Source organism: Streptomyces stoeckheimensis, from assembly GCF_045822005.1.
GTDB lineage: Bacteria > Actinomycetota > Actinomycetes > Streptomycetales > Streptomycetaceae > Streptomyces > Streptomyces stoeckheimensis.
The window spans coordinates 2,943,888-2,967,811 of sequence record NZ_CP169550.1; the positions used below are offsets into that span (position 1 = coordinate 2,943,888).

Here is a 23,924-nt window from a genome sequence, read left to right on the forward strand (position 1 = left end):
ACCTGCCGTGCCGTGTCCGTACTGCTGTGCCTGTCCAGGCATGCCCGTCGTGCTGTGTTTGTCGTGCTGTGCCTGTCGTGCTGTGGCGCCGGGTCCCCACCTGGCGCCGGTAGCTCTTCGCGTGGTTGTCGCTCTTACGCTACGAGTCGTAGCGTAACTCCCCCTGCCCTCCCGCGGGCCGTGATCTGAAGCACACGCCCGGGGTGCCGATCGGTCCTGCTACCGGCGGGTATGGTCTCGGCCATGCGCAACCCCAGCTCGGACACCTCCTGCCCTCCCGGCCGCACCGGACGCCCGCGCAGCGCCGCGGCGGACGCCGCGATCCTCGCCGCGACCCGGGACGCACTGGTGGAGCTGGGCTGGTCGAAGCTGACGATGGGGGACGTCTCGGCGCGGGCCGGGGTCGCGAAGACCACCCTCTACCGGCGCTGGTCGGGCAAGAGCGAACTGGTCGTGGACGCAGTCGCGGAGCTCTTCGACTCCCTCGAACTGCCCGACCGGGGCTCGCTCGAAGCCGACATCGAGTACGTGGTGCTCCAGTTCGCGGCACTGCTGCGGCGCCCGGAGGCCCGTACCGCCCTGATGGCGGTCGTCGCCGAGTCCACTCGGGACGAGGCACTGAGGGACCGGATCCGGTCGGCGATCGTGGACCGGCAGAAACGTCTCGTCGTACTGGGGCGCGAACGGGCGCAAGCCCGGGGCGAACTCCCCTACGAGGAGGACGCGTCCCTCGCCTCCCACACCACGGACCTGATCTTCGACGTGATCGCGGGAACGGTGGTCCACCGGGCACTGGTGAGCTCCGAGCCGGTGGACGAGCTGTGGGTGGCCACCTTCACGGCACTGCTCATGTACGGCCTCCAGGGTTCCGCCGCCGGCCCTTCCGGCCCCGCTCCGGCGGTGTGACCACGGCGGGCCGGCCGCCGTCCGACAGGGGCAGGAAGTCCTCGCACCAGGCCGGTGCCGAAGCGATCAGCGCCTCCGAGCGCGGGTTGTGGCCCGGCCAGGGCCTCGGACGCCCCGGCCAGTCGGCCCAGCGCAGGCTGTCGGCCTCCTCGGGCGGCAGCAGGCCGGAGGCCACCAGGGCCGCCCGGCCCGCTTCGAGCCCGGCCAGCCTGTAGCCGTACTCCGAGGAGTCCACCTCGTGGACGCGGGCGTCGGTGAGCAGCACCGAGGCCGCCACCCCGTCGAGGCCGCGCACGATGCCCGCCCGCACGCAGGAGGCGTACACCTCGGGCAGCCGGCGGTCCGCCGGCACGGCGTTCAGGACCTCCGTCAGCCCGTCCCGGCCGGGCGGCTCGAAGTCGGCGGCGATGTACGCGTACGGCCCGCAGTTGGTCTGCATGAGCACGCGGGCGGTCACCCCGTACACGGGGACGGGAAGGCGGCGGCCTGTCATGGCCGCCACCTTAGGGCGTGGACGTCACGTGCGACGGGGCGTCAGAAGCCCGGCGGCTCCGTGTACGTGCCCCACTCGTCCCGCAGCAGGTTGCAGATCTCGCCCATCGTGGCCTCGGCGCGCACCGCGTCCAGCATCGCCGGGATCATGTTCGATCCGTCGCGGGCGGCGGCCAGCATGGCGTCCAGCGCCGACTTCACCTTCGCGTCGTCCCGGCCGGCCTTGCGCTCGGCGAGTTCGCGGACCTGTACGGTCTCCACCTCGTGGCTGACCCGGAGGATCTCCAGGTCCCCGGTGACCGAGCCGTGGTGGCAGTTGACGCCCACGACCCGCTTGTCGCCCTTCTCCAGCGAGCGCTGGTACTGGAAGGCCGACTCGGCGATCTCCCCGGTGAACCAGCCGTCCTCGATGCCCCGCAGGATGCCCGAGGTGATCGGACCGATCGGGTGCTGCCCGTTCGGGTGGGCGCGCAGCCCGCGCTCCTTGATCTGCTCGAAGATCTTCTCGGCGTCGGCCTCGATGCGGTCGGTGAGCTGCTCGACGAACCAGGAGCCGCCCAGCGGGTCGGCCACGTTGGCCACGCCCGTCTCCTCCATCAGCACCTGCTGCGTGCGCAGGGCGATCTCGGCGGCCTGCTCGCTCGGCAGTGCGAGGGTCTCGTCGAGGGCGTTGGTGTGGAGGGAGTTCGTGCCGCCCAGGACGGCCGCGAGCGCCTCCACGGCGGTGCGCACGACGTTGTTGTAGGGCTGCTGGGCGGTGAGGGAGACCCCGGCCGTCTGGGTGTGGAAGCGCAGCCACATCGTCTTCTCGGACTTCGCCCCGTACACCTCCTTCATCCAGCGGGCCCAGATGCGGCGGGCGGCGCGGAACTTGGCGATCTCCTCGAAGAAGTCGAGGTGCGCGTCGAAGAAGAAGGAGAGCCCGGACGCGAAGTGGTCCACGTCCAGCCCGCGCGAGAGGCCGAGCTCCACGTACCCGAACCCGTCGGCGAGGGTGTAGGCGAGCTCCTGCGCGGCCGTGGCTCCGGCCTCGCGGATGTGGTAGCCGGAGACGGAGAGCGGCTTGTAGGCGGGGATGCCGTTCGCGCAGTACTCCATGAGGTCGCCGATGAGGCGCAGGTGCGGCTCGGGTTCGAAGAGCCACTCCTTCTGGGCGATGTACTCCTTGAAGATGTCGGTCTGCAGCGTCCCGTTGAGGACGGCCGGATCGACGCCCTGGCGTTCGGCGGCCACCAGGTACATGCAGAAGGCCGGGACGGCCGGACCGCTGATCGTCATGGAGGTGGTCACGTCGCCGAGCGGGATGTCCTTGAAGAGGATCTCCATGTCGGCGGCGGAGTCGATGGCCACCCCGCAGTGGCCGACCTCGCCGAGCGCGCGGGGGTCGTCGGAGTCGCGCCCCATCAGGGTGGGCATGTCGAAGGCGACGGAGAGCCCGCCGCCGCCGGCGGCCAGGATCATCTTGTAGCGCTCGTTGGTCTGCTCGGCGTTGCCGAACCCGGCGAACTGCCGGATGGTCCAGGTCCGCCCCCGGTAGCCGGTGGCGTGCAGACCGCGGGTGTACGGGTACTCCCCGGGCCAGCCGATGCGCTCGAAGCCCTCGTACGAGTCTCCGGGCCGCGGGCCGTAGACGGGGTCGACGGGGTCGCCGGAGAGCGTGGTGAAATCGGCCTCGCGCGTGCGGGCCTTGTCGTACCGGGCCTGCCAGCGACGGCGGCCTTCCTCAATGGCGTCAGCGTCCATGCCTCTGAATTTACTAGGACGTCCTAGTAAATGTCGATGGCAAACCCCCGGGGAGTCACCCCGGGGGTCAGTGGATCACCGCAGGTGGATCACCCGAGGTCAGGCGCGGGCGGCCGCCGGACCGCCGACGACGAGGGGCTCGACCTCGGCGCGGATCTTGCGCTCGACGAAGAACGCGGCCAGCGGGATGGTGCCGGAGACCAGGACCCAGAGGAGCTTGCCGAACGGCCACTTGGCCTTGGAGCCCAGGTCGAAGGCGAACACCAGGTAGATCATGAACAGCACACCGTGCGCCTGCGAGACCGCGAAGGTCAGGTCGGCGCCGGTGTCGAAGCCGTACTTCGCCACCATGCAGGCACAGAGGATGAGGAGCATGACCGCGGTCACGTAGGCCATGACGCGGTAGCGGGTCAGCACGCTTCGTTTCATGCCGTCGAGCCTAGCCGTCCGGTTTGCACGATCTTGACGGGGGCCGGGTTGCCGGCCCGGGCCGCGCCGCCCGGGTCAGCCGGCTCCGGGCGGCGGCGCCGGCTCCGGGTTCCGCAGCGGGGGCCGGGACCAGGGCGCGTCCACGGCGTCCGACTCCGGGCGCAGCCCGAGCTCGCGGAGCTGGTTGACGGCCATCATGGCGGTGAACAGCGCGTTCGGGTTGGCGCCGCCGATGCCCAGGTCCGCGACGGCCCGGCCGAAGCGGGCGGTGAAGGCGCTCGCGTCGACGCGGCCCCCTCTGTCCGCGCCCTCGGCGCCCTCGGCGCCCCCGAGCTCCTCCGTCAGCCCGAGCCCCGCCTCCTGCAGGGCTGCGGCCGAGCTCAGCAGCCGGTCCAGGTGGGACACCGCCTCGGCCCCGCGCCGCACGGCGAAGGTGTGCCCGTCCGTGAGGAGCCCCGCTTCCCCCGCCTCGAAGAGGACGGCCGCGGAGCCCAGCACGGTCTGGATCTTGAGCTGGTCGGCGTCGGCCATGGCGCCGCAGGGTCCGTTGCCCTCGTCGGACAGGTGCAGGACGCCCGGGTCCCGCAGGTGCACGATCACGTGCCCGGCGCAGTGCCCCTGGCTGCGCAGCACGCGGACCGCCCCGTCGGCGAAGGTCCAGCCGGTGAACCGGAGCGGGCCGATCCGGATCTGCTCGGGCGGCCGTTCCTCGTAGGTCCGGGTCGTCTGGCCGAAGGGCCGCATCGGCTGGAAGAGCGAGACCACCCGGGCCGCGGTTCCCGCGGGGTCGGTCAGCGCCGCGGGCCCGGCGACGCTCTCGAAGGCCCGCACCCAGTAGCCCACCGGGTCCCGCATCTGGGCCACGTCGGGGGCGGGGACGCAGTGCTCCGCCGGTACGCCGAGCCCGTCGGCCAGGTCGTTGTTGCCGACGTGGTCGAGGTGGCCGTGCGTGGTCAGCACCAGCGCCCGGGACCAGGGGCCGACCCGGCCGGCCGCTTCCAGCAGCGCCGTGCGGAAGTCCTCCGTGACCCCGGTGTCGACGAGCACCAGGGTGTCGCCGGCCCGGTGCACCAGGGCGTTGGCCACGTCCGGCTGTCCGCGGCCGAGGTCCAGTTCCTGCCCGAGGACCAGTACGGTCCTGTCGTCGATCTCGATCAGGTCACCGAGCGCGGTCATCGGCCCTCCGCGGTCCCGTCCGGGCCCACCCCTGCCGAGCCTACGCCGCCGTCGCGGGCGCCGCCCTCGCAGGCGCCGCCGCCCGCATCAGGCGGCGGTCAGTGCTCCTCGAAGTCGGCCGCGGCCACCCGGAGCGGGCGCAGGAGCGCGAAGATCTCCCCGCACTCCTCGGCGTCGTAGACGCCCAGCCCGAAGTCGATCTCCATCAGCGCCTTCGTGGCCGCCTCGACCACCTCGCGGCCCTTGTCCGTGATCGACGCGAGCGTGCCGCGCCCGTCGTTGGGGTTCGGGCGCCGGGCGACGAGCCCGGACTTCACCAGCCGGTCCACGGTGTTCGTCACCGACGTCGGATGCACCATCAGCCGCTCGCCGATCTTCGACATCGGCAGTTCCCCGGCCTTGGAGAAGGTCAGCAGCACCAGCGCCTCGTAGCGCGCGAAGGTCAGGCCGTACGGCTTGACGACCGCGTCGACCTCGCCGAGCAGGATCTGGTGCGCCCTCATGATCGAGGTGATCGCGGCCATCGAGGGCACGGGACCCCAGCGCTGCTGCCAGAGTTCGTCGGCGCGGGCGATGGGGTCGAAGGGAAGGCTGAGCGGTTTCGGCACGCAGCAGACCCTACCGGGCGGTCATTTGGCTGCGGGAACCGTCTCACGCCTCGGCCCGGCAGGCTCCTGCCCGTCCGTCCGTCGCACCTCGGCGAGCAGCAACAGGACGACCCCGGTGCCGAGTACCGCCGCCGACGCGACCACCACGTGGACGGGCAGGAACTCCGCCGCGACTCCGGCGAGCGCCATGCCGACGCCCTGAAGGGTCATCAGCCCGGTGCTGAGCAGGGTCATCGCCCGGCCGCGCAGCTCCTCGGGTACGGCCTCGACGTACCACTGGTCGAGCCCGAGGGTGTACGCGTGGGCCAGCCCGGCCAGCACGAGCGCGCCCACCAGGAGCGGCAGGCCGGGCCGGACGGCGTACGCGAGCAGCGGCAGCAGCGAGACGGCCGCGAGCGGGGCCGTGATCCGCGAACGCGTTCGGGCGGTGAGCGCGGAACCCGCCCACACCTCCCCGGCGATGGCCCCGACGGGCATCGCGCACATCAGCAGCCCGAGCCCGGCGGTGGAGGCACCGAGGCCGGTGGCGTACGGGGTCAGCAGCGCCTCGGGCACGACCACGAAGAGCGGCGGCAGCCAGGACAGCAGGGTGAGGGCCCGCAGCCGGCGGTGGCCCAGGACGGCGCGCAGCCCGGCGAGCGGGGAACTCCGGTCCGGCCGCCCCCCGGCGCCCGCACTGCGGGCGGGCCGGGCCCGGGTGCCCAGGCGCAGCAGGACCGCGGAGCCGAGGAACCCGGCGGCCGTGAGGAGGATGGCACCGCGCGGGGCCAGCACCGTGAGCAGCAGGCCGCCGAGCCCGAAGCCGATGAGCTGGGCGCTCTGCGCCACCATGCGCAGGAGCGAGCGGCCCAGGACGTACGCGTCGCCGGCGCCGAGGACGTCGGCGAGGGAGGCGCTGCGGGTGCCCTGGAACAGCGGCGCGACGAAGGCCATCGCGCAGCGCAGTACGAGGAGCAGCGCGACCGGGGTGCCGGGCGCGGCCATGGCCGCCGCGCAGGCCGCGCAGACGAGGTCGCAGCCGACGAGCACGCGGCGGGCGGGGAGCCGGTCGGCCAGCGGCGCGAGGAGGGTGCCGCCGAGGGCGTAGGGGAGGAAGCCGAGGGCGAAGGTGAGCGCGCTCAGCAGGGGCGAGCCGGTGGCGCGGTACACCAGCACGGTGAGGGAGATCTCGGCGATGACGACGCCGAGCACGGACAACAGGTGCGCGGCGAAGACCGGCCGGAACTCCCCCACCCGGAACACGGCCCGGTACCCGACGGGCTCCGGCGCGCCCGGACCGGGGGCGGCGGCGACCGGGGCCCCGCCCTGCCCGGACGACCCGCCGGAAACGGGGGCGGACGGGCCGGGGGCCGTGGTCGCGGGGGACGAGGACGGGTCTGCGGTGGTCATACGGTGCACCCTGGCGGCGCCTAGGCTGGGGTACCAGAGATTCGCCCCCACCCGAATCACCCGCCGCCGGGACGGGCAGGCGCGACACCACGACAGCCGAACACCCCGGTCCGGCACCCCGTCCATCCCGCCCACCCCACCTGTCCAGCCCGGCACCCCGCCCGTCCCGCCCACCTGGCCCGCCTCGCCCGGCACCCCGTCACGCACCTCGCCCTCCTCGCCGGGTACACCGCAGCCCGGCACGGCACCCCGTCGCCCCACCCGCCTGGCCCGGCACCCCGTCGCCCGCCCCGTCCACCTCGCAGGCCTGGCTCGGTACCCCGCAGCCCGGCACGGTGGCCCCGCGCCACCTCGCCCGCCCCGCCCCGCCCCGCCCCCGGAGGGACCCGTGCCGTTCCACTTTCGCTTCGGCCCCGCCGACCTGCTGCGCTGCCGGTTCTCGATCTCGCCCCGCTGGGAGACCCAGGAGGCCGTACGGGTCCTGCTCGACCAGCGCCGCCACGCCTACCACCTGCCCTGGCTCCGCGGGATCCGCACGGCGGCCGCCGGGCTGGACCTGCGGCCGCTGTGGCTGCTGATGCCGCGCACGGGACACAATCCGGACTTCCTCAGCCCGCCCCCGACGGGCCCGTCGGTCACCTTCGAGGAGGAGCTCGCGCGGGTCCGGGCCGCCGATCCGCAGGAGGCGCGGGAGGACCTGCGGCGCTCCCTGGTGTGCACCCCGGGCGCGCTGGAGAGCGCGGCCGGGCAGCGGATGCTGGCGGACCCGGAGCGGGCGGTCCAGGAGCTGGCCAACCTCTACGAGCAGGCCTGGCGGGCGCTGGTCGCCCCGCACTGGCCCCGGCTGCGCGCCCTGTTGGAGGCGGACATCCTGTTCCACTCCCGGCGGCTGGCCGCGGGCGGGCTGGAGGCCCTCTTCGACGGCCTCCACCCGGATCTGAGCTGGTCGGGGAACACCCTCAGCATCGCCCGCCGGGGCCACCACGACCGCTCCCTCGACGGCCAGGGCCTCCTCCTCATGCCGAGCGCCTTCGTCTGGCCGGAGGTGGTGGGCGGCTACGACCCACCGTGGCAGCCCACCCTGGTGTACCCGGCCCGGGGCATCGGCGCCCTCTGGACCGCTCCCGAGGGCCCGGCCCCCCACGCCCTGGCCCGCCTCCTGGGCCGCGCCCGCGCCGACGTCCTGTGCGCCCTGACCGAGCCGGCCTCGACCACCGCCCTGGCCCACCGCCTGTCCCTGGCCCCCTCGACGGTCTCCGCCCATCTGAAGACCCTCCAGCAGGCCGGCCTCCTCATCCCGTCCCGCCGCGGCCACCAGATCCTCTACGAACGCACCCCGCTGGCCATCGCCCTGACGGGCGGCTCCGACGAATCCAGCCCCGCCGGCGTTTGAGGCGCGGGGGTCCGGGGGCGGAGCCCCCGAAGGGGTCCGGGCGCAGCCCGGGGAACGGCGGAAGGGCGGGTAGGGGACAGCACCGCGCAGCGCCACACCCTCCCCCCGCCCGGCCGCACTCGGCGGTGTCGCACCCCGCCCTGACTGCCCGTTATGTCACGATGACCCGGCCCTCAGCCGCGCCCGCCGCCCGCCCCTTCGCCCCGAGGAAGCCGGATGCCAGCCCCCCGCAGCCGCCCCGCCACCCTCCTCACCGCAGCCCTCGCCCTCACGGCGGCAGCCGCCTGCGCGCCCGCCCCCACCGCCCAGCCGGAATCCGCACCGCCCCACCACCCGGCAGGGGTCGGCCTCGTCGACGAGTCCCCGTTCTGGGTGGACCCGCAGAGCGACGCCGCCCGCCAGGTCGCCGCCTGGGAGGCGCAGGGCCGCAACAGCGACGCCCAGGTGTTGCGCCGCATCGCCGACCGGCCGATGGCCCTGTGGGGCCCGGCCGGTGACCCCGGTCCGGAGATCCGCCGGGCGAGGGCGAGCGCCCGTGCGGCCGGCCGCACGCTGGTCCTCGTCGCGTACAACATCCCGTACCGGGACTGCGGGCAGCACTCGGCGGGCGGCGCCCGGGACGCCGCCGCGTACCGGAGCTGGATCGGCGCCTTCGCCGACAACATCGCCGACACGAAGGCCCTGGTCGTCCTGGAGCCGGACGCGGTCCCGCACCTCGTGGACGGCTGCACCCGGGCCGGCCACCGCGACGAACGGCTGCAGCTGCTCTCCGAGGCCGTCGACCGGCTCAAGCGCAACAAGAACACCAAGGTCTACCTGGACGCCGGCAACCCGGCGTGGATCCCGGACCCGAAGAAGCTGGTCGATCCCCTCTACAAGGCGGGACTGGACCGCGCCGACGGCTTCTCCCTCAACGTCTCCAACTTCCAGCCCAGCTCGGCCGGCCGGGAGTACGGCGCCGCCCTCTCCAAGGCCACCAAGGGCAAGCACTTCGTCATCGACACCAGCCGCAACGGCGACGGCCCGCTCCAGGGCGACCGCAGCCAGGCCTGGTGCAACCCGCCGGGCCGGGCGCTGGGCACACCGCCGACCGACGGAACGGGTGACCCGCTCGTGGACGCGTACCTCTGGGTCAAGCGGCCGGGCGAATCGGACGGCACCTGCCGCGGCGGCCCCCCGGCCGGGAAATGGTGGCCGGACTACGCCCTGGGCCTGGCCCGCCGCGCCACCGACTAGGCCGGCACGGTCCCTAACTCAGCCAGCCGTCCCGCGAGGCCGCCGACGGCGGCTCCGGCTCCGGCTCCGGAGCCGGCCGCACCCGGATCCACTTCGCCACCGACGGGGTGCCGTCCGCGCCCGTCACGAACAGCATGTACCAGCCGGGCGGCACCAGCGTCGGGTCCGCCGGCACGGTGACCGTCACCGTGCCGGCGGTCTTCTCCAGCCCGAGTTCGATCGAGCGCTGCTCCACGTCGGTGGTGTGCGTGACCGCGCTCGGCCGCATCAGCCGGGCCCGCTGGATCCGCTCCGCCTGCGGTGCCCGGAAGGTGGCGCTGCCCCCGAGCCCGACCTCCTCGGGCCCCTCGCCCAGCACCGGCCGCAGCGCCGGGTCCCGGTGCAGGTAGGGCGGGCTGTACACCTCCAGCCGGTGTTCGAACCTGCCCAGCCTGGTGTTGTCCTTGTCCGCGAAGAGCGGGTCGGAACCGAAGGTCGCCACCCGCCCGTCGGGCAGCAGCAGCGCCTCGGAGTGGTAGTTGCGCCCGACCTTCGGGGCCGCGGCGGCGACGAAGGTGTCGGTGCGCGGGTAGTAGAACTGCGCCTTGCGGATGTCGCTGGCGCCCCGGCCGCGGTAGTCGGAGGAGCCGCCCGTGGTGAAGACGGAGTCGTCGGGCAGCAGCACGCTGCTGAGGTAGCGAACCCCCTGCGGCAGCCGGGCCGTCGAACGGAAGACCGGCACCTCCGCCTTGAGGTCCACGACCGCCGTGCGGTCCGTGGACAGCCTGGACTCGCCGACTCCGCCGCCGCCGAGCACCATCACCTTCTGGTCCTGGGCCGGGGGGAGCAGGACGGACGAGGAGGTCTCCAGCTGGTCGGGGTCGGCGAGTCCGCCGACCTTGCGGTACTGGTTCGTCGCCAGGTCCCACACGCCGGGCTCGCGGCCCTTGCCCTTGGGCCCGTAGCCCGCGTTGGAGCCGGTGTAGAGCAGTTTGCCGCCCTGGGTGAGGAAGAGGGCGGGGTAGGTCGGGAAGTAGCGGAAGGGCCCCTTGGACCACTTCTTGGTCTTCGGGTCGTAGTACTCGTTGTCGCCGGGTACGACGTCGCCCACGTCGTTGAGCCCGGACACCGCGAGGACCCGTCCGTCCTGGAGGCCCACCAGGGTCGGGTACCAGCGGGCGTCCCTCATCGGGTCGACCGGTACGTACTTCTCCGCCAGGGGGTCGAACTCGTAGGCGGACTTGATGCCCTGGAAGTCCTGCTTGCCGGCGCCGAGCCGCTCCGCGAGCCCGTAGACGTCGGCGGCGTCCCTGCCGGTGAGCCCGGCCACCGTGTACTGGGCGGCCTGGGTCGTCAGCCCCGCGGCGCCCTCCCGGACCGCTTCCACGAAGACGCGCGCCTCGGCGGCGACCACCTTCGTCTTCCACGGCATCATCTGCCCGCCGCGCCCGTAGTCGATCTCGAACCGCCGGGTGGCCTTGGGGACGGTGACGGCGAACTTCGACACGTACTCGACTCCGGAGGGGGACCGGAACACGGTGCCCTTCGGCAGCCTGACCGCCTTGTCGGGACTCTCGTTCTTGACCCGCATGCCGCCGCCGGCCCGGGTGACCTTCCCGCCGAGCACCTCGTAGCGCGCGGTCCCGCCGGCCACCAGGAGCTGTCCGTCGGGGAGTTGGCTGTGGCCCGAGCAGAAGAAGTCCTCCGGGGTCGGGATCTTCTTGAAGCTGTCGTCCTTCGGGTCCCACAGGACGGTGGAGAAGGAGCCCTTGTCGAAGTTGCGCTGGTCGTTGCCGGAACCGGCGATCAGCAGCACCTTGCCGGTGCGCAGCAGCGCCGCGTGCATGGCGTTGATCCGGTACTCCTCGGGGAGTCCGATCAGCCCCCACGAGCCGTACTGGACGCGGTAGCTGGAGTGCCCGATCTTGTACGCGTGGTAGCGGTCCCCGGCGAAGGAGAGCGCGGCGGGCGCGTTGAGCGCGAGCAGCACGGCGACGGCTCCGGCGCCCAGGGCCGTCTTCTTGAACTGCTTCGAAGGCCGGTACGCCATGGCTCAGCTCCCTCCCGCCGTCTGCGCGAGCGCCTGCTCCGGCTCCTCGCCCGGTTCGGGGCCCCCGCCGGACACGGACCGGGCCGTCCGGGCGCGCAGCTCCGTCACGGCCCAGACGGCCGGCGGGGCGAGGGTGACGGCCAGCGCGAGGACCGCCCAGATGCGCATGGCCGCGTGGGTGTGCTCGTAGCGCACGGAGGCGGCGAGGGAGACGAGGAGGACGGCGGCCCAGAAGAGGTGGATGCGGAAGGTCGCGAGCCGGTCGGGGCTGGCGGTGACGCCCTTGGGCGTGACGACGAAACGGCCCCGGGTGCGCAGCACCGCCGAGCCGAGCGACCTCAGGTAGACCGGCGCGCAGACGGCCGACATGGCCATGCCGGCGAGCCCGCCGGAGCCCTCCGGCTCGTGGGGCGAGACGTTGTGGCGGCGGTTCCACAGGTACAGCCCGACCTGGAGCGCCGCGGCGTCGGTGTAGAGCATCAGCCAGACCTCGGAGGAGACCTGGGTGCCGGAGGCGCCGAACCACAGGAACAGCACGCAGCTGAGGACGCCGAGGAGCCAGTTGGCGGCGGTCATCGGGTAGTAGACGAGCATCAGGGTGTAGTTGAGCCAGCGGCCCGGGGGCATCCGGAAGCAGCCGCGCCAGTACTGCCGCAGGAGGGTCTCGTACGTCCCTCTCGACCAGCGCAGCTGCTGCGTGAAGAAGTCGGTCCAGGTGTTCGGCCCCTCCCCCACGGCGAGCACGTCGGGGGTGTACACGGACCGCCAGAACCGTCCGGTGCCGGGATTCCTGCTCCGGTGCAGCTCGAAGCCGGTGGCCATGTCCTCGGTGAGGGAGTCGTAGAGCCCGCCGACCTGCCGCAGAGCGCTGATCCGGACGGCGTTGTTGGTGCCGACGAACATGGGGGCGCCGTAGCGGTTTCCGGCGCGCTGGATCAGCGCGTGGAAGAGGTACTGCTGCGACTCGGCGGCCTTGGTGACGGAGGCGGTGTAGTTGCCGTAGACCTGCGGGCCGACGACGAAGGCGATGTCGGGGTCGCGGAAGTAGCCGAGCATCCGCTCCAGGTACTGCGGGAGCGGCACGTGGTCGGTGTCCACGGAGGCGAAGTAGTCGTAGTCCGCGCCGTGCCGGGCGAGCCAGGAGTTGTAGTTGCCGTGCTTGGTCCTCGCCCGGTGGGCCCCCTCGGCCGTGTTCCATTCGGCGACGCCCTTGCGGGTGAAGTGGCGCACGCCGAGCGCGGCGCACAGTTCCCTGGCCCCGGGGTCGTCGCCCTCGTCGAGGAGCCAGACGTCGAGCGGCCCGTCGTGCCGGACGGCCACGGCCCCGCGCAGGGTGGCGGCCGCCATGGAGAGCGGTTCCTTGCCGGGGACGTAGGTGGTGAGGAAGGCGACGCGGGTGCCGGGCTCGGCGGGGACCGGGACGGGGTCCCGGGCGACCATCGTGGCGTGGGCGATCGAGACCACGTTGACCACCATGAAGAGCATGATCAGGGCGACGGATCCGAGCATCACGGCGTCGAGCCGGACGAGCCAGCCCTCGCCGCCCTCCCGGACCGTCCGGTGCGTGGGCCAGACGAGGTAGAGCAGCAGCCCGGCGGCGGCGACGGGGGCGAGCGTCATGAGCGCGACGGCCCGTATTCGGGTCCGGAGGTCCTCGCGCGCGAGCAGGGAGCGGTACCTCACGCGGTAGGCGACGGCGGGATCCGGCTCCTCACAGGGGCCGGCCAGCCGGCTGTGGGTCTCGTAGTCGAAGGTTTCCTGCCGCACGGTTCCTCCAGCGCTCGAAACCGAGGTACGTATCCCCACGAAAGGGGAGATGCCTCAGCCTGTCGAACTGGATGCCGCCACCCGGGCGGTTCCGTTCCGTGCCCTCACGGCCAGGGCTGAACGGGTCACCGCACCGGAAAGCCCGGCCGCCCGGGCCCCGCCCGAGCCCCTCAGCCGGCCCGGCCGCCGAGCAGGATGCCGCGTCCGGCGTAGAAGCGGTCCAGGTCGGCCCAGGCGACGGGCACGTACTGCTGGGAGCCGTCGGGGAAGCCGGAGGGATTGTGCACCAGGACGGCCTCGTCGGTGGCCCCGACGGCGAGCACCAGGTGACCACCCCTGGCCTCGACCGCGGGGGCCGGGGTACGGATCGACCAGTGCACCGACAGCATCGCCAGACCGCCCGCGGCGAGCGTGTCCCGGACGGCCTGGTGGTCCAGTACGGGCACCGAGCGGGCGTCCAGGCCCCAGCGGGCGTTCACGTACTCGGCGAACGGCCGGTAGATCAGCCCCTGCACGGCGTCCCCGTCCCGCACGTACGCCCCGGCCCCGCAGAGTTCCTTCACCAGCTCCACCGAGGGCGGCACCGGGAGCTCCAAGCTCCCCAGCACCATCCGCAGGCAGGCCACTCCGCACATGCGGGGAGCCCAGAAGGCGTACTCCTCGGGCGAGTCCGCACCGGACCCGGCCCACAGGGGATCCCGGGCCGCGTCGGCACCCGCGACGAACTCGGGCACCAGCGCGGTGGACTCCCACTGGGAGTAGTACGGGACGGCGTGCTTGATCGCGGAGACGGTCATGCGTCCGAAGTCTGCCAGGCCTGGCCACGGCGTAGAGGCGCAGTTCGCCGACGTGGACGCCTTGATCACGGCGGCCGAAGCCGAGGCCGCGCGTGCGCCGCAGGAGGAGACGACCGTCGGGGCGCTGACGGAGCAGGAGCGGCAGGAGGCCGAGGCCGCCCTCGACCTCGTCATCCGCCCGACGTCCACGTCCAGGTCGTGTGAGCCGGCACGTCGTGTGAGCCGGCACGTCACGTGAGCCCGAACGTCGCGCGTGGGCTCAGCCCCCGGCGAGGTGGCGTTCCACCGTTTCCATCTTGGACGTCATGCCGTCCGTGACGCCGGGGCGGATGTCGGCCTTGAGGACGAAGGAGACCCGGGGTGCGCGTGCCTCCACGGCGGCCACCGCGCGCTTGACCACGTCCATCACCTCGTCCCACTCGCCCTCGATGGTGGTGAACATGGCGTCCGTGTGGTTCGGCAGCCCCGATGCGCGGACGACGCGGACCGCGTCGGCCACGTACTCGCCGACCTCTTCGCCGACGCCCAGCGGGGTCACCGAGAACGCGATCATCATGCGCGGGCCGCCTCACGGGCGCGGGCAGCGAGCACGCCGGCCGACTCGTCCCGCTTGAGCACCCGGTCGCCGTAGAGCCCGCCGAAGGGGACCAGCGCCAGCAGGAAGAAGAGCGCGACCTTCTTCAGGGGCCACTTCGCCTTGAACCAGACGTCCAGCAGGAAGACGCCGTAGATGACGAACAGGATCCCGTGGATGACGCCGAGCGGCATCATCAGGTAGTCGATGTCCGAGACCCGGCTCAGCACCGAGCCGAAGATCAGCAGCGCCGGGAACGAGAGCGCCTCCGGTACGGAGATGAGGCGCAGCCGGTGCAGGGCGGAAGCGGTCTTGATGTCCACGTGGAACCTTCGGGGTGGATGCCGGGGGTCCGTCCCAGTGTCTCAGCCGCCCCCGGCGATCTTGCCGCGGGGCTCGGGGGTCCCCGCGGAGCGGGACGGACCGGGACGGGCCGGGTGTGATATCGGCCAACGGGCCCTGTTCGGTGCCGCCCGCTGCCGATAACGTCTTCCCGTGGCTCAGTTCCGACTCCAAGGCAGCAAGGTGCTCGCCGTCGACCTGACCGGGGACGCCGTGAAAGCGAAAAACGGCTCCATGGTCGCGTACGACGGCCAGATGGCCTTCAAGAAGATGACCGGCGGCGGCGAAGGCCTCCGCGGAATGGTGACCCGGCGGCTCACCGGCGAGCAGATGACCGTGATGGAAGTGCAGGGTCACGGCACCTGCTTCTTCGCCGACCGGGCGAGTGAGATCAATCTGGTCAATCTGCGCGGCGAGAAGCTGTACGTCGAGTCCAGCAACCTGCTGTGCACCGACGCCGGCCTGCGCACCGGCACCACCTTCACGGGCCTGCGCGGTGCTACGACGGGCAACGGCCTGTTCACCACGACCGTCGAGGGCAGCGGGCAGGCGGCGATCATGTCCGACGGACCGGCGGTGGTGCTGCGCGTCAGCTCCCAGTACCCGCTCTCCGTCGACCCGGGGGCGTACATCGCGCACACCGGGAACCTCCAGCAGTCCTTCCAGTCCGGTGTGAACTTCCGCACGCTGATCGGCGAGGGCTCCGGCGAGGCGTTCCAGATCCGCTTCGAGGGCGAGGGCCTGGTGTACGTGCAGCCCAGCGAGCGCAACACCATCGGGGGCGACGTCTGATGCCGTTCCGCGAGATCAACTCGAAGATGGTCGAGGCCCAGGTCGTACCGGGGCAGAAGATGTACAGCCAGCGCGGCGCGATGCTCGCGTACCGCGGCGAGGTCTCCTTCACCCCGAGCATCACCGGCGGCCAGGGCGGCGTGATGGGCATGATCGGACGCCGCGTGGCGAACGAGCAGACCCCGCTGATGGAGGTCGAGGGCAGCGGCACCGTGATGTTCGGCCACGGGGGCCACCACATCCAGGTCATCAGCCTCACCGGCGAGACGCTCTACGTGGAGGCCGACCGGCTGCTCGCCTTCGACGGCACCCTGCAGCAGGGCACGATGTTCATGGGCGCGCAGGGCGGGGTCATGGGCATGGTGCGCGGCCAGGTGACCGGCCAGGGCCTGTTCACCACCACCCTCAAGGGCCACGGCTCGGTGGCCGTGATGGCCCACGGCGGGGTCATCGAGCTGCCGATCCACCCGAACCGCCCGATCCACGTGGACCCGCAGGCCTACGTCGCCCACCACGGCGAGGTCCGCAACAAGCTGTCCACGGCGCTGGGCTGGCGGGACATGGTCGGACGCGGCTCGGGCGAGGCGTTCCAGCTGGAGCTGTCCGGTCAGGGAGCGGTGTACGTACAGGCGTCGGAGGAGAAGCTTTGAATCCTCCCCGCCTTAAGGGGCGGGGATTCCTGGCTCACGTTGGCTGTGGACCGGCGGTCCGGCAGCTCTTCCACGATCGGCACCAGCCGGGTTGAGACCAGCCCGGACCAGCATGACGCGGGCGGAGTTCTTGTCCCTGGGGGACGTCGCTCTGCACACGGTGCAGGTGTAGGTACGTTCTGAGAGAGGTAGTGCGTGCTTGGTTCTCGCTCCGCACTGCGCGCAATCCATCGTGGTGTGCGCGGGGTGGACAAGGTGCACGATGCGCCCGTGCTTACGGGCCATCGTGATCAGGGCTGTCTTGGTCGCGGAGATCGCCGCGTCGGCCGCCTTGCGGGCCATGGTCGACTTGGCGAGGAACTTCGGCCGGAAGTCCTCCACCGCGAGGGCATCGTGGTCGCGGACGACGGTCTTGGCCCACTTTCGACCAGTGTCCTGACGTTGCCGGGCCACCTTCTTGTGGAGCTTCGCCGCCAGCTTGCGCGCCGTCCGGTAGCCCCTCGACCCGGGCTTGCCTTTCACCGGTCTACGGCGGGCCATCATCCGCTGATAGCGAGCGAGCCTGGCGGCGGACGTCCTGCCGTGCTCGGCGTGCGGGAGGTCGTGGGCGTCGCTGGTGGTGGTTGCGGTCTCCTTCACGCCCCAGTCGATACCGATCACCGCACCCGTCTCCGGGAGCAACTGAGCTTCGGCGGGAACGACGAAGGACGCGTACCAGTCCCCGAGGCTGTCACGGTAGACCCGCACCGACGACGGGTCCGCAGGCAGGGCGCGGGACCAGACCACGGTCAGGCTGATGCCGCCCGCGAGATGCAGGCGGCCGTCCTTGATCCGGAAACCACGCCGCGTGTAGTTCAGGCTCGGATCGGCCGCGTGCTTCTTCTTGAACCTGGGCATCCCGGCCCGCTGCCGCATCGGCAGCCGGCCCTTGATGTCCTTCAGGGCTTTGGCGCGGGACTTCCCGAAGTCCCGTACGAGTTGCTGCTGCGGAACGCTGCTCCCGTCACCCAACCAGGTGTTGCGGTTGCGAGCCTGCGTCAGCATCTTGTCCAGCCGGGCCGGACCGCACATCTCATCCTCGGCCTGGGCCTTCTTCGACCGAGCGCAGCATTCGTTCCAGACCCACCGGCACCGCGCCCACTCGCCCAACAGCTTGGCAAGCGCGGTCGACGACACACGAAGCCGGTAGGTGAACCGGGCATACCCGGTCTCCTCCGCCCTCTGAGATGCTGTCACACGATCAACCTAGACCAGCCCACTGACAACGCCGGAAAGCGCAGGTCACGGCAGATGCAAGCAAAAATCCGACGATCCGCACCTACGATGGCGGGGCCCATTCCTCCCCGGGCTGAAGCCCGGAGCACCCTGGGAGAGATCCGGTGAACTTTGGTCCCGTGACCGGTGGACCGGGAGGTCCGACCGTCTTCGACCCGTACACCCTGCCGTCCGACGACAACGTCAACGCCTACACCTTCTGCGTGGAGCTCAAGGGGAGCCAGTGGTTCCTGCAGAAGGGCAAGATGATCGCCTACTACGGGCGCATCGAGTTCAACGGCATCGGCCACGGCCGGTTCGACCGGCTGCTGCGCACCAGCTTCCACTCGCCGCTGCACGCGAGCGACTGGGTGGTGGCCGAGGGGCAGGGCAAGATGCTGCTGGCCGACCGGGCCTTCGACGTGAACTCGTACGACCTGGACAACGGCAACCTGACCATCCGGTCGGGCAACCTGCTCGCCTATCAGCCCTCGCTCGCGCTGAAGCAGTCGATCGTCCCGGGCTTCCTCACCCTGATCGGCACCGGGAAGTTCGTGGCGGCCTCCAGCGGTCCGGTGGTGTTCATGGAGCCGCCGCTGCGGGTGGACCCGCAGGCGCTGGTGGGATGGGCGGACTGCCCCTCCCCCTGCCACCATTACGACCACGGGTACATGTCGGGCGTGATCGGCGGCCTGCGCTCGCTGACGGGCATCGGGGGCTCGTCGGGCGAGGAGCACCAGTTCGAGTTCGTCGGTGCGGGTACGGTGCTTCTCCAGTCCTCGGAGATGCTGATGCCGGAGCAGGCGATCGGGGCCGTGGGTGCCGGGGCGGCCACGGGTCAGGCTCAGGGCGTTCCCGGCCAGGGGCAGGGTCCGCTGGGGCAGCTCGGCGTACCGCGGATGCCGGGGCAGCTGGGTGATATCCAGCGGCGCTTCGGGCTGTAGGAAACCTCTCACCGCGCAGTATTTTTGTACGCAATTCAACTTCTTAGGTAGAGTTCTTTCATGGAGACCATCGAGACCGAGGCGGCCACCCCCTGGCTGAACGACGCCGAGCAGTGCGCCTGGCGCACCCACCTGGACGTCAGCAGACTGCTGTCCCACCAGCTGGAAAAGGACCTCCAGCCGTTCGGGCTCACCAACAACGACTACGAAATCCTCGTGAACCTCTCCGAATCCGAGGAACACCGGATGCGGATGAGCGATCTCGCGACGTCGACCCTGCAGTCCAAGAGCCGGCTCTCCCACCAGATCACCCGCATGGAATCGGCGGGCCTCGTCCGCCGCGTGAACTGCGAGTCCGACCGCCGCGGGCTCTACGCCGTCCTCACGCCCGAGGGCATGGACACGATGCGCAAGGTCGCCCCGCACCACGTGGCATCCGTCCGCCGGCACTTCATCGACCTGCTCCCGCCGGAGGCCCTCGCCGCGCTGCGCGCCGCGCTCGCACCCGTCGCCGAGCACCTGCGCGCGGGCCGCGGCAAGGCCTGACCCCCGGTCGCTCGGCATGCCCGCCGCGGCGGATCACCGGACAATGGTGGCAACGCACCCGCAGCCGGCCCACGCCGAGCGACCGTAGGCGCACATGGCCGGCCCGAGGAGGTCCAGCAATGCAGCGCACTACGTACGTTTCCGCGGCCGCAGCCGTGGTCCTGGCCCTGGGAGGCCCGGTGGCAGCCGCGGCGACGGCATCCGCCGCCGCTCCGACGGCCCTGACCGCGGCCACCGCCGCGCGCGCCGACGTGACCGCCGAGGCGGCGGCAGCGGCGGCCCTGAAGGCCTCTCCCGGCGTCATCGAGTCCCTGGACCGCGACGGTGCGGTCTGGCACGTGGACGTCGTCAGCAAGGACGGCACCCACGCGGAGCTCGAGGTGGACGCCGTGAGCGGCGGCGTCACCAGGGAGAACCAGGACGACGAGCAGCAGGCCGACGAGTACGCCTCGCTGCTCGCCGCGAAGGTGACCGCCGAGCAGGCGATGAAGACGGCCCTGGCCGCCCACCCCGGCAAGGTCTGGTCGGTGGAGTGGGATGACGACGACAACGGCCGCGCCGCCAATTGGAACGTCGAGGTCAAGACGACCGACGGCAAGACCCAGAACGTCCACGTGGACACCGCCACGGCCAAGGTGGTCTCGTCCGGCTCGGACAACGACGGAAACGACGACGGGAACGACTAGCCCCGCACGGCCCCCGCGCACGGAAGCCGCACCCCGTGGACGGGGTGCGGCTTCCGTATGTGGTCAGTCAGTGCTCACGGTCAGGCGTTGGGACGCTTTCCGTGGTTGGCCTTCTTCTTCTTGCGGGCTCGCTTCTTGTTGCCGCGCTTCGCCATGAAACCTCCCTGCGTTTGGGGCATTCCGGGCGTTCGCCAGTCTATGACCGGCCCACGGGCTCCGCATCCGGTTCCGCCGATTCCGTGAGGGTCGCGAGGAGCGCGTCCGAGGCCGCGTACGGATCCAGCTCGCCCGCCGCCACCCGTCCGGCCAGGGCATCCAGGTGGGCGTCGCCGTGCACGTCGGCCAGCCGGGCGCGCAGGGCGGTGATCGCGATCGTTTCCACCTCGCGCGCGGCCCGGGCCGTACGCCGCTGCGCCAGCACCCCGTGCTCGTCCATCCACGCCCGGTGCTTCTCCAGCGCCTCGACCAGCTCGTCGATGCCCGTACCGCGCGCCGCGACCGTCTTCACGATCGGCGGCCGCCAGTCGCCCTTGCCCCGGGACTCCCCCAGGCTCAGCATGTGGTTCAGCTCCCGGGCGGTGGCGTCGGCGCCGTCCCGGTCGGCCTTGTTCACCACGTAGACGTCGCCGATCTCCAGGATGCCCGCCTTCGCGGCCTGGATCCCGTCGCCCATCCCGGGGGCCAGCAGCACCACCGAGGTGTCGGCCTGCGCCGCGATCTCCACCTCCGACTGCCCGACCCCGACCGTCTCGACCAGGATCACCTCGCAGCCGGCCGCGTCCAGCACCCGGATGGCCTGCGGGGCGGCCCAGGCGAGTCCGCCCAGGTGGCCGCGGGTGGCCATGGAGCGGATGTAGACCCCCGGGTCGGAGGCGTGGTCCGACATCCGCACCCGGTCGCCGAGCAGCGCGCCCCCGCTGAACGGCGAGGACGGGTCGACGGCCAGGACGCCGACCCGCTTGCCGGCCTGCCGGTACGCGGAGACCAGCGCCGAGGTGGTCGTGGACTTGCCGACGCCCGGGGAGCCGGTGAGGCCCACCACGTACGCGTTGCCCGTGAGCGGCGCCAGCGCCGCCATCACCTCGCGCAGCTGCGGGGACGCCCCCTCGACCAGCGAGATCAGCCGGGCGACCGCTCGCGGCCTGCCCTCACGGGCCTGGGCCACCAGCTGGGGGACGTCCACCGCCGTCATTCTTGCTGCGCTCCTTCGTTCTCACGGGTCCCGCGGGTCTCGTCCCGCGGGTCTCGTACGGGTACGGCTACGGGTGCGGGCGGCCGGACGGCCGCCCCTCCCCTACGGGACGCGGACGATCAGGGCGTCGCCCTGGCCGCCGCCACCGCACAGGGCGGCCGCGCCGACTCCGCCGCCGCGGCGCTTGAGCTCCAGCGCCAGGTGCAGCACCACGCGGGCGCCGGACATGCCGATCGGGTGACCCAGGGCGATGGCGCCGCCGTTGACGTTCACCTTTTCCGGGGTCACGCCGAGGTCCTTCATTGACTGCACGGCGACCGCGGCGAAGGCCTCGTTGATCTCGATGAGGTCGAGGTCCTCGACGCCGAGGCCCTCCTTCTTCAGGGCGTGCAGGATCGCGTTGGACGGCTGCGACTGGAGCGAGTTGTCCGGGCCCGCCACGTTGCCGTGCGCGCCGATCTCGGCGAGCCACTCCAGGCCCAGCTCCTCGGCCTTGGCCTTGCTCATCACGACCACGGCGGCCGCACCGTCGCTGATCTGCGAGGAGGTGCCCGCGGTGATGGTGCCGTCCTTGGCGAAGGCCGGACGCAGCTTGCCGAGGGACTCGACGGTGGTCTCGGCGCGGATGCCCTCGTCCTGCGAGAACACCACCGGCTCGCCCTTGCGCTGCGGGATCTCGACCGGGGTGATCTCGGCCTCGAAGACGCCGTTCTTCTGCGCGGCGGCGGCGCGCTGGTGGGAGGTGGCCGCGAACGCGTCCTGCGGGGCCCGCTCGATGCCGAGGCGGGTGTTGTGCTTCTCGGTGGACTCGCCCATCGCGATGTTCTCGAAGGCGTCGGTGAGGCCGTCGTAGGCCATCGCGTCGAGCATCTCGATGGCGCCGTACTTGTAGCCCTCGCGGGACTTCGGCAGCAGGTGCGGGGCGTTGGTCATGGACTCCTGACCGCCCGCGACCACGATGTCGAACTCCCCGGCGCGGATGAGCTGGTCCGCCAGGGCGATGGCGTCGAGGCCCGACAGGCACACCTTGTTGATGGTGAGCGCGGGCACGTTCATGGGGATCCCGCCCTTGACGGCGGCCTGGCGGGCGGGGATCTGGCCCGCTCCGGCCTGGAGCACCTGGCCCATGATCACGTACTGGACCTGGTCGCCGGAGATCCCGGCCCGCTCCAGCGCGGACTTGATGGCGAAGCCGCCGAGATCGGCACCCGAGAAGGACTTCAGCGAGCCGAGCAGTCGCCCCATGGGCGTGCGGGCCCCGGCGACGATCACTGACGTGGTGTTGTTCGTTCCGGACATGGAGCACAGCCCCTTGAAGATGAGGAGTGAACGAGGGTTTACCCGAATGTACTGAGCGGTACCCGTGCCGTCACCGGCCCGTCAGTGTGATCGCGCGCACGTTGCGTAACCGGCCCCGGTAGCGCTGCACTGTGTCCATGCTGACAAGAATCGACCACATCGGGATCGCCTGCTTCGACCTGGACAAGACGGTTGAGTTCTACCGTGCCACGTACGGCTTCGAGGTGTTCCACTCCGAGGTCAACGAGGAGCAGGGCGTCCGCGAAGCCATGCTGAAGATCAACGAGACCTCCGACGGCGGAGCCTCGTACCTCCAGCTCCTCGAGCCCACCCGCGAGGACTCCGCGGTCGGCAAGTGGCTGGCCAAGAACGGCGAGGGCGTCCACCACATCGCCTTCGGCACCGAGGACGTCCAGGGCGACTCGGAGGCCATCCGCGGCAAGGGCGTCCGCGTCCTCTACGACCAGCCCCGCACCGGCTCGATGGGCTCCTCGATCACCTTCCTGCACCCCAAGGACTGCCACGGCGTCCTCACCGAACTGGTCACGAGCAACCCCGACCAGTCAACTGCCCCACATTGACGGGCTTGCGTTACGGCGCACTACTGGCTGTGGTGCGCCGTACGCGTCCAGCCACCCGCGAGTGCGGGATGGCAGGGGCCGGTGACTGGGCCCCGCTTCGCCACAACGTCAGCGCGCGTGCGCGGATGTTGCGGGAGCCGTTGCGGTCTGCGTGATCAACGAATCCGCAGGACCGGCATTGCGAAGCGGGCCTGTGAGACCCGGTTCGCCTTGTCGACGCGGCCGCACCGGGAGCAGGTGCGGGAGGTATACGCCGGGTCGACGTACACCACCGGCACGCCCGCCCGGCGGGCCTTTTGGCTCGAAGATCCAGGTCGCGTGCGCGCAGTCGGTTGAGCCCTCGTCCGTCCATGATCTCGCCGTCCGAGGTGGTCGCGATGTTGACGATCCCCAAATCCACACCGAGAAAGTCCACCGGATCGGCGTTCGGCTCCGCCTCGGGAACCTCGCACGTCGCAAGCAGGAACCACGACCCGTCGCGGTGGACCAGATCTTCCGCCTGCCAGGACAGCATTCTGTCGTCGTACGGCTGAGCTGCGGCCGACCGGAACCCGATCGGCCTCTCCGAAACCCGGCGGTAGCGCTCCGATCCGGACGGGCCGAGATGGCCGGCCCGCAGATTCGTCCTCAACGTCGCATAGGCGTCGCACGTCTTCTTGATCACATGCTGGGCGGCCTGCGCGCCGAGGCCCCACCGGTCCTTGATCTCGGCGTAGGTGTACCTGCGCAGGTCGAAATTCCGGTACGCGGCCCGGTCGAGGGCAACCTCGCTCACCCACGAGGCCGCCTCATCGCAAGCGCGCAAGGTCGCCGCGAGCGCCGACTCCTGCGGCGCCGTCGGCAGCAGCTTGACCTGCAACACGAGCTTCACGTCGACGACGGTACGTTCCAGCCCGGACACATGCATTCGAACACCGCAAATCAGCACTCCACGGACCCGCAGAGAGAATCTCCGCAGGGTCAGCTCGCCGGGGTTCCCGCACGAGGGCACTGATGTCCCGTTTCCCCGGCCGGTAGAGTGGCTTTGGCTCGGCCGGGGTTCGGTGCGGAGACGGGGTCGGGGCCTGTATCGACCGACCCGGAATCTGACACCATTCCC

25 protein-coding genes and 1 pseudogene are annotated in these 23,924 nt (G+C 71.6%); 10 read left to right on the forward strand and 16 right to left on the reverse strand.

The window, feature by feature from the left end:
* The first annotated feature begins 243 nt into the window (after window positions 1-243).
* Window positions 244-906, forward strand: a complete 663-nt coding sequence (locus ACE1OC_RS13125; protein WP_407837170.1) for a TetR/AcrR family transcriptional regulator — start codon at window positions 244-246, stop codon at window positions 904-906.
* Here ACE1OC_RS13125 and ACE1OC_RS13130 read toward each other — a convergent pair.
* From ACE1OC_RS13130 to ACE1OC_RS13155, 6 genes are all read right to left on the reverse strand, one after another.
* Complete coding sequence (locus tag ACE1OC_RS13130; protein ID WP_407837171.1) at window positions 848-1,399, reverse strand: hypothetical protein; 552 nt, start codon at window positions 1,397-1,399, stop codon at window positions 848-850. The genes ACE1OC_RS13125 and ACE1OC_RS13130 overlap by 59 nt on opposite strands.
* Window positions 1,400-1,440: 41 nt before the next feature.
* Window positions 1,441-3,141, reverse strand: coding sequence for an acyl-CoA mutase large subunit family protein (locus ACE1OC_RS13135; protein WP_407837172.1), 1,701 nt, complete (start codon window positions 3,139-3,141; stop codon window positions 1,441-1,443).
* A 99-nt stretch (window positions 3,142-3,240) separates the two neighbouring features.
* Entirely contained in the window at window positions 3,241-3,570 is a 330-nt protein-coding gene (locus ACE1OC_RS13140) for a DUF3817 domain-containing protein (RefSeq protein WP_407837173.1), read from the reverse strand.
* Window positions 3,571-3,645: 75 nt separating this feature from the next.
* Window positions 3,646-4,746, reverse strand: a complete 1,101-nt coding sequence (locus tag ACE1OC_RS13145) for an MBL fold metallo-hydrolase (RefSeq protein ID WP_407837174.1) — start codon at window positions 4,744-4,746, stop codon at window positions 3,646-3,648.
* Between the two features lie 98 nt (window positions 4,747-4,844).
* Window positions 4,845-5,354, reverse strand: coding sequence for a MarR family winged helix-turn-helix transcriptional regulator (locus ACE1OC_RS13150; protein WP_407837175.1), 510 nt, complete (start codon window positions 5,352-5,354; stop codon window positions 4,845-4,847).
* 21 nt (window positions 5,355-5,375) lie between these two features.
* Entirely contained in the window at window positions 5,376-6,743 is a 1,368-nt protein-coding gene (locus ACE1OC_RS13155; RefSeq protein ID WP_407837176.1) for an MFS transporter, read from the reverse strand.
* A 388-nt stretch (window positions 6,744-7,131) separates the two neighbouring features.
* Here ACE1OC_RS13155 and ACE1OC_RS13160 point away from each other — a divergent pair, with 388 nt between their 5' ends.
* Together ACE1OC_RS13160 and ACE1OC_RS13165 are read left to right on the forward strand one after the other, a co-directional pair.
* Complete coding sequence (locus tag ACE1OC_RS13160; protein WP_407837177.1) at window positions 7,132-8,136, forward strand: ArsR/SmtB family transcription factor; 1,005 nt, start codon at window positions 7,132-7,134, stop codon at window positions 8,134-8,136.
* Between the two features lie 216 nt (window positions 8,137-8,352).
* Entirely contained in the window at window positions 8,353-9,372 is a 1,020-nt protein-coding gene (locus ACE1OC_RS13165) for a glycoside hydrolase family 6 protein (RefSeq protein ID WP_407837178.1), read from the forward strand.
* Between the two features lie 13 nt (window positions 9,373-9,385).
* On the opposite strand, the gene ACE1OC_RS13170 is transcribed toward ACE1OC_RS13165, so the two are convergent.
* The 3 genes from ACE1OC_RS13170 to ACE1OC_RS13180 form a co-directional block, all read right to left on the reverse strand.
* Entirely contained in the window at window positions 9,386-11,401 is a 2,016-nt protein-coding gene (locus ACE1OC_RS13170) for a galactose oxidase-like domain-containing protein (protein ID WP_407837179.1), read from the reverse strand.
* Window positions 11,402-11,404: 3 nt separating this feature from the next.
* On the reverse strand, window positions 11,405-13,168 hold the full coding sequence (locus tag ACE1OC_RS13175; protein ID WP_407837180.1) for a glycosyltransferase family 2 protein: 1,764 nt from the start codon (window positions 13,166-13,168) through the stop codon (window positions 11,405-11,407).
* 170 nt (window positions 13,169-13,338) lie between these two features.
* Window positions 13,339-13,965, reverse strand: coding sequence for a C39 family peptidase (locus ACE1OC_RS13180; RefSeq protein ID WP_407837181.1), 627 nt, complete (start codon window positions 13,963-13,965; stop codon window positions 13,339-13,341).
* On the opposite strand from ACE1OC_RS13180, the gene ACE1OC_RS13185 reads away from it, so the two are divergent.
* Window positions 13,964-14,203, forward strand: a complete 240-nt coding sequence (locus ACE1OC_RS13185) for a hypothetical protein (protein ID WP_407837182.1) — start codon at window positions 13,964-13,966, stop codon at window positions 14,201-14,203. The two genes, ACE1OC_RS13180 and ACE1OC_RS13185, sit on opposite strands and share 2 nt — an antisense overlap.
* Window positions 14,204-14,224: 21 nt before the next feature.
* Here the strand turns inward: ACE1OC_RS13185 and ACE1OC_RS13190 are convergent, their stop codons facing one another.
* Together ACE1OC_RS13190 and ACE1OC_RS13195 are read right to left on the reverse strand one after the other, a co-directional pair.
* Complete coding sequence (locus tag ACE1OC_RS13190) at window positions 14,225-14,521, reverse strand: MTH1187 family thiamine-binding protein (protein WP_250744763.1); 297 nt, start codon at window positions 14,519-14,521, stop codon at window positions 14,225-14,227.
* On the reverse strand, window positions 14,518-14,862 hold the full coding sequence (locus tag ACE1OC_RS13195) for a DUF3817 domain-containing protein (protein ID WP_407837183.1): 345 nt from the start codon (window positions 14,860-14,862) through the stop codon (window positions 14,518-14,520). The genes ACE1OC_RS13190 and ACE1OC_RS13195 overlap by 4 nt, the downstream gene beginning before the upstream one ends.
* A gap of 172 nt (window positions 14,863-15,034) precedes the next feature.
* On the opposite strand from ACE1OC_RS13195, the gene ACE1OC_RS13200 reads away from it, so the two are divergent.
* Together ACE1OC_RS13200 and ACE1OC_RS13205 are read left to right on the forward strand one after the other, a co-directional pair.
* Complete coding sequence (locus tag ACE1OC_RS13200; RefSeq protein WP_250744761.1) at window positions 15,035-15,673, forward strand: AIM24 family protein; 639 nt, start codon at window positions 15,035-15,037, stop codon at window positions 15,671-15,673.
* Window positions 15,673-16,323, forward strand: a complete 651-nt coding sequence (locus tag ACE1OC_RS13205; RefSeq protein ID WP_274549605.1) for an AIM24 family protein — start codon at window positions 15,673-15,675, stop codon at window positions 16,321-16,323. The genes ACE1OC_RS13200 and ACE1OC_RS13205 overlap by 1 nt, the downstream gene beginning before the upstream one ends.
* A 12-nt stretch (window positions 16,324-16,335) precedes the next feature.
* On the opposite strand, the gene ACE1OC_RS13210 is transcribed toward ACE1OC_RS13205, so the two are convergent.
* Complete coding sequence (locus tag ACE1OC_RS13210) at window positions 16,336-17,559, reverse strand: RNA-guided endonuclease InsQ/TnpB family protein (protein WP_407837184.1); 1,224 nt, start codon at window positions 17,557-17,559, stop codon at window positions 16,336-16,338.
* Window positions 17,560-17,717: 158 nt separating this feature from the next.
* Here ACE1OC_RS13210 and ACE1OC_RS13215 point away from each other — a divergent pair, with 158 nt between their 5' ends.
* The 3 genes from ACE1OC_RS13215 (at window position 17,718) to ACE1OC_RS13225 (ending at window position 19,753) form a co-directional block, all read left to right on the forward strand.
* Window positions 17,718-18,521: an AIM24 family protein gene (locus ACE1OC_RS13215; RefSeq protein ID WP_407837185.1), complete on the forward strand. Its 804-nt coding sequence runs from the start codon at window positions 17,718-17,720 to the stop codon at window positions 18,519-18,521.
* 69 nt (window positions 18,522-18,590) lie between these two features.
* Complete coding sequence (locus ACE1OC_RS13220) at window positions 18,591-19,067, forward strand: MarR family winged helix-turn-helix transcriptional regulator (protein ID WP_407841550.1); 477 nt, start codon at window positions 18,591-18,593, stop codon at window positions 19,065-19,067.
* 119 nt (window positions 19,068-19,186) lie between these two features.
* Window positions 19,187-19,753, forward strand: a complete 567-nt coding sequence (locus ACE1OC_RS13225; protein WP_407837186.1) for a PepSY domain-containing protein — start codon at window positions 19,187-19,189, stop codon at window positions 19,751-19,753.
* Between the two features lie 80 nt (window positions 19,754-19,833).
* Here the strand turns inward: ACE1OC_RS13225 and ACE1OC_RS13230 are convergent, their stop codons facing one another.
* The 3 genes from ACE1OC_RS13230 to ACE1OC_RS13240 all read right to left on the reverse strand — a co-directional run bounded on the left by ACE1OC_RS13230 (window position 19,834) and on the right by ACE1OC_RS13240 (window position 22,244).
* The gene (locus ACE1OC_RS13230; RefSeq protein ID WP_099895366.1) at window positions 19,834-19,908 is read right to left on the reverse strand and encodes a 50S ribosomal protein bL37; all 75 of its coding nucleotides are present in this window, start codon (window positions 19,906-19,908) and stop codon (window positions 19,834-19,836) included.
* Window positions 19,909-19,949: 41 nt separating this feature from the next.
* The gene (gene meaB / locus ACE1OC_RS13235; RefSeq protein ID WP_407837187.1) at window positions 19,950-20,945 is read right to left on the reverse strand and encodes a methylmalonyl Co-A mutase-associated GTPase MeaB; all 996 of its coding nucleotides are present in this window, start codon (window positions 20,943-20,945) and stop codon (window positions 19,950-19,952) included.
* A 102-nt stretch (window positions 20,946-21,047) separates the two neighbouring features.
* Window positions 21,048-22,244, reverse strand: a complete 1,197-nt coding sequence (locus ACE1OC_RS13240) for an acetyl-CoA C-acetyltransferase (protein WP_351434643.1) — start codon at window positions 22,242-22,244, stop codon at window positions 21,048-21,050.
* Between the two features lie 137 nt (window positions 22,245-22,381).
* Here ACE1OC_RS13240 and mce point away from each other — a divergent pair, with 137 nt between their 5' ends.
* The gene (mce, locus tag ACE1OC_RS13245; protein ID WP_385399276.1) at window positions 22,382-22,825 is read left to right on the forward strand and encodes a methylmalonyl-CoA epimerase; all 444 of its coding nucleotides are present in this window, start codon (window positions 22,382-22,384) and stop codon (window positions 22,823-22,825) included.
* A 10-nt stretch (window positions 22,826-22,835) separates the two neighbouring features.
* Here the strand turns inward: mce and ACE1OC_RS13250 are convergent.
* Window positions 22,836-23,732, reverse strand: a pseudogene (locus ACE1OC_RS13250) (RNA-guided endonuclease InsQ/TnpB family protein).
* Window positions 23,733-23,924: the final 192 nt, after the last annotated feature.

Coding starts and splice junctions, on each gene's coding strand:
- ACE1OC_RS13125 (WP_407837170.1), top strand. CDS start 244: ATGCGCAACCCCAGCTCGGACACCTCCTGCCCTCCCGGCCGCACCGGA.
- ACE1OC_RS13130 (WP_407837171.1), bottom strand. CDS start 1,399: ATGACAGGCCGCCGCCTTCCCGTCCCCGTGTACGGGGTGACCGCCCGC.
- ACE1OC_RS13135 (WP_407837172.1), bottom strand. CDS start 3,141: ATGGACGCTGACGCCATTGAGGAAGGCCGCCGTCGCTGGCAGGCCCGG.
- ACE1OC_RS13140 (WP_407837173.1), bottom strand. CDS start 3,570: ATGAAACGAAGCGTGCTGACCCGCTACCGCGTCATGGCCTACGTGACC.
- ACE1OC_RS13145 (WP_407837174.1), bottom strand. CDS start 4,746: ATGACCGCGCTCGGTGACCTGATCGAGATCGACGACAGGACCGTACTG.
- ACE1OC_RS13155 (WP_407837176.1), bottom strand. CDS start 6,743: ATGACCACCGCAGACCCGTCCTCGTCCCCCGCGACCACGGCCCCCGGC.
- ACE1OC_RS13165 (WP_407837178.1), top strand. CDS start 8,353: ATGCCAGCCCCCCGCAGCCGCCCCGCCACCCTCCTCACCGCAGCCCTC.
- ACE1OC_RS13170 (WP_407837179.1), bottom strand. CDS start 11,401: ATGGCGTACCGGCCTTCGAAGCAGTTCAAGAAGACGGCCCTGGGCGCC.
- ACE1OC_RS13185 (WP_407837182.1), top strand. CDS start 13,964: ATGCGTCCGAAGTCTGCCAGGCCTGGCCACGGCGTAGAGGCGCAGTTC.
- ACE1OC_RS13180 (WP_407837181.1), bottom strand. CDS start 13,965: ATGACCGTCTCCGCGATCAAGCACGCCGTCCCGTACTACTCCCAGTGG.
- ACE1OC_RS13190 (WP_250744763.1), bottom strand. CDS start 14,521: ATGATGATCGCGTTCTCGGTGACCCCGCTGGGCGTCGGCGAAGAGGTC.
- ACE1OC_RS13205 (WP_274549605.1), top strand. CDS start 15,673: ATGCCGTTCCGCGAGATCAACTCGAAGATGGTCGAGGCCCAGGTCGTA.
- ACE1OC_RS13225 (WP_407837186.1), top strand. CDS start 19,187: ATGCAGCGCACTACGTACGTTTCCGCGGCCGCAGCCGTGGTCCTGGCC.
- meaB (WP_407837187.1), bottom strand. CDS start 20,945: ATGACGGCGGTGGACGTCCCCCAGCTGGTGGCCCAGGCCCGTGAGGGC.
- ACE1OC_RS13240 (WP_351434643.1), bottom strand. CDS start 22,244: ATGTCCGGAACGAACAACACCACGTCAGTGATCGTCGCCGGGGCCCGC.
- mce (WP_385399276.1), top strand. CDS start 22,382: ATGCTGACAAGAATCGACCACATCGGGATCGCCTGCTTCGACCTGGAC.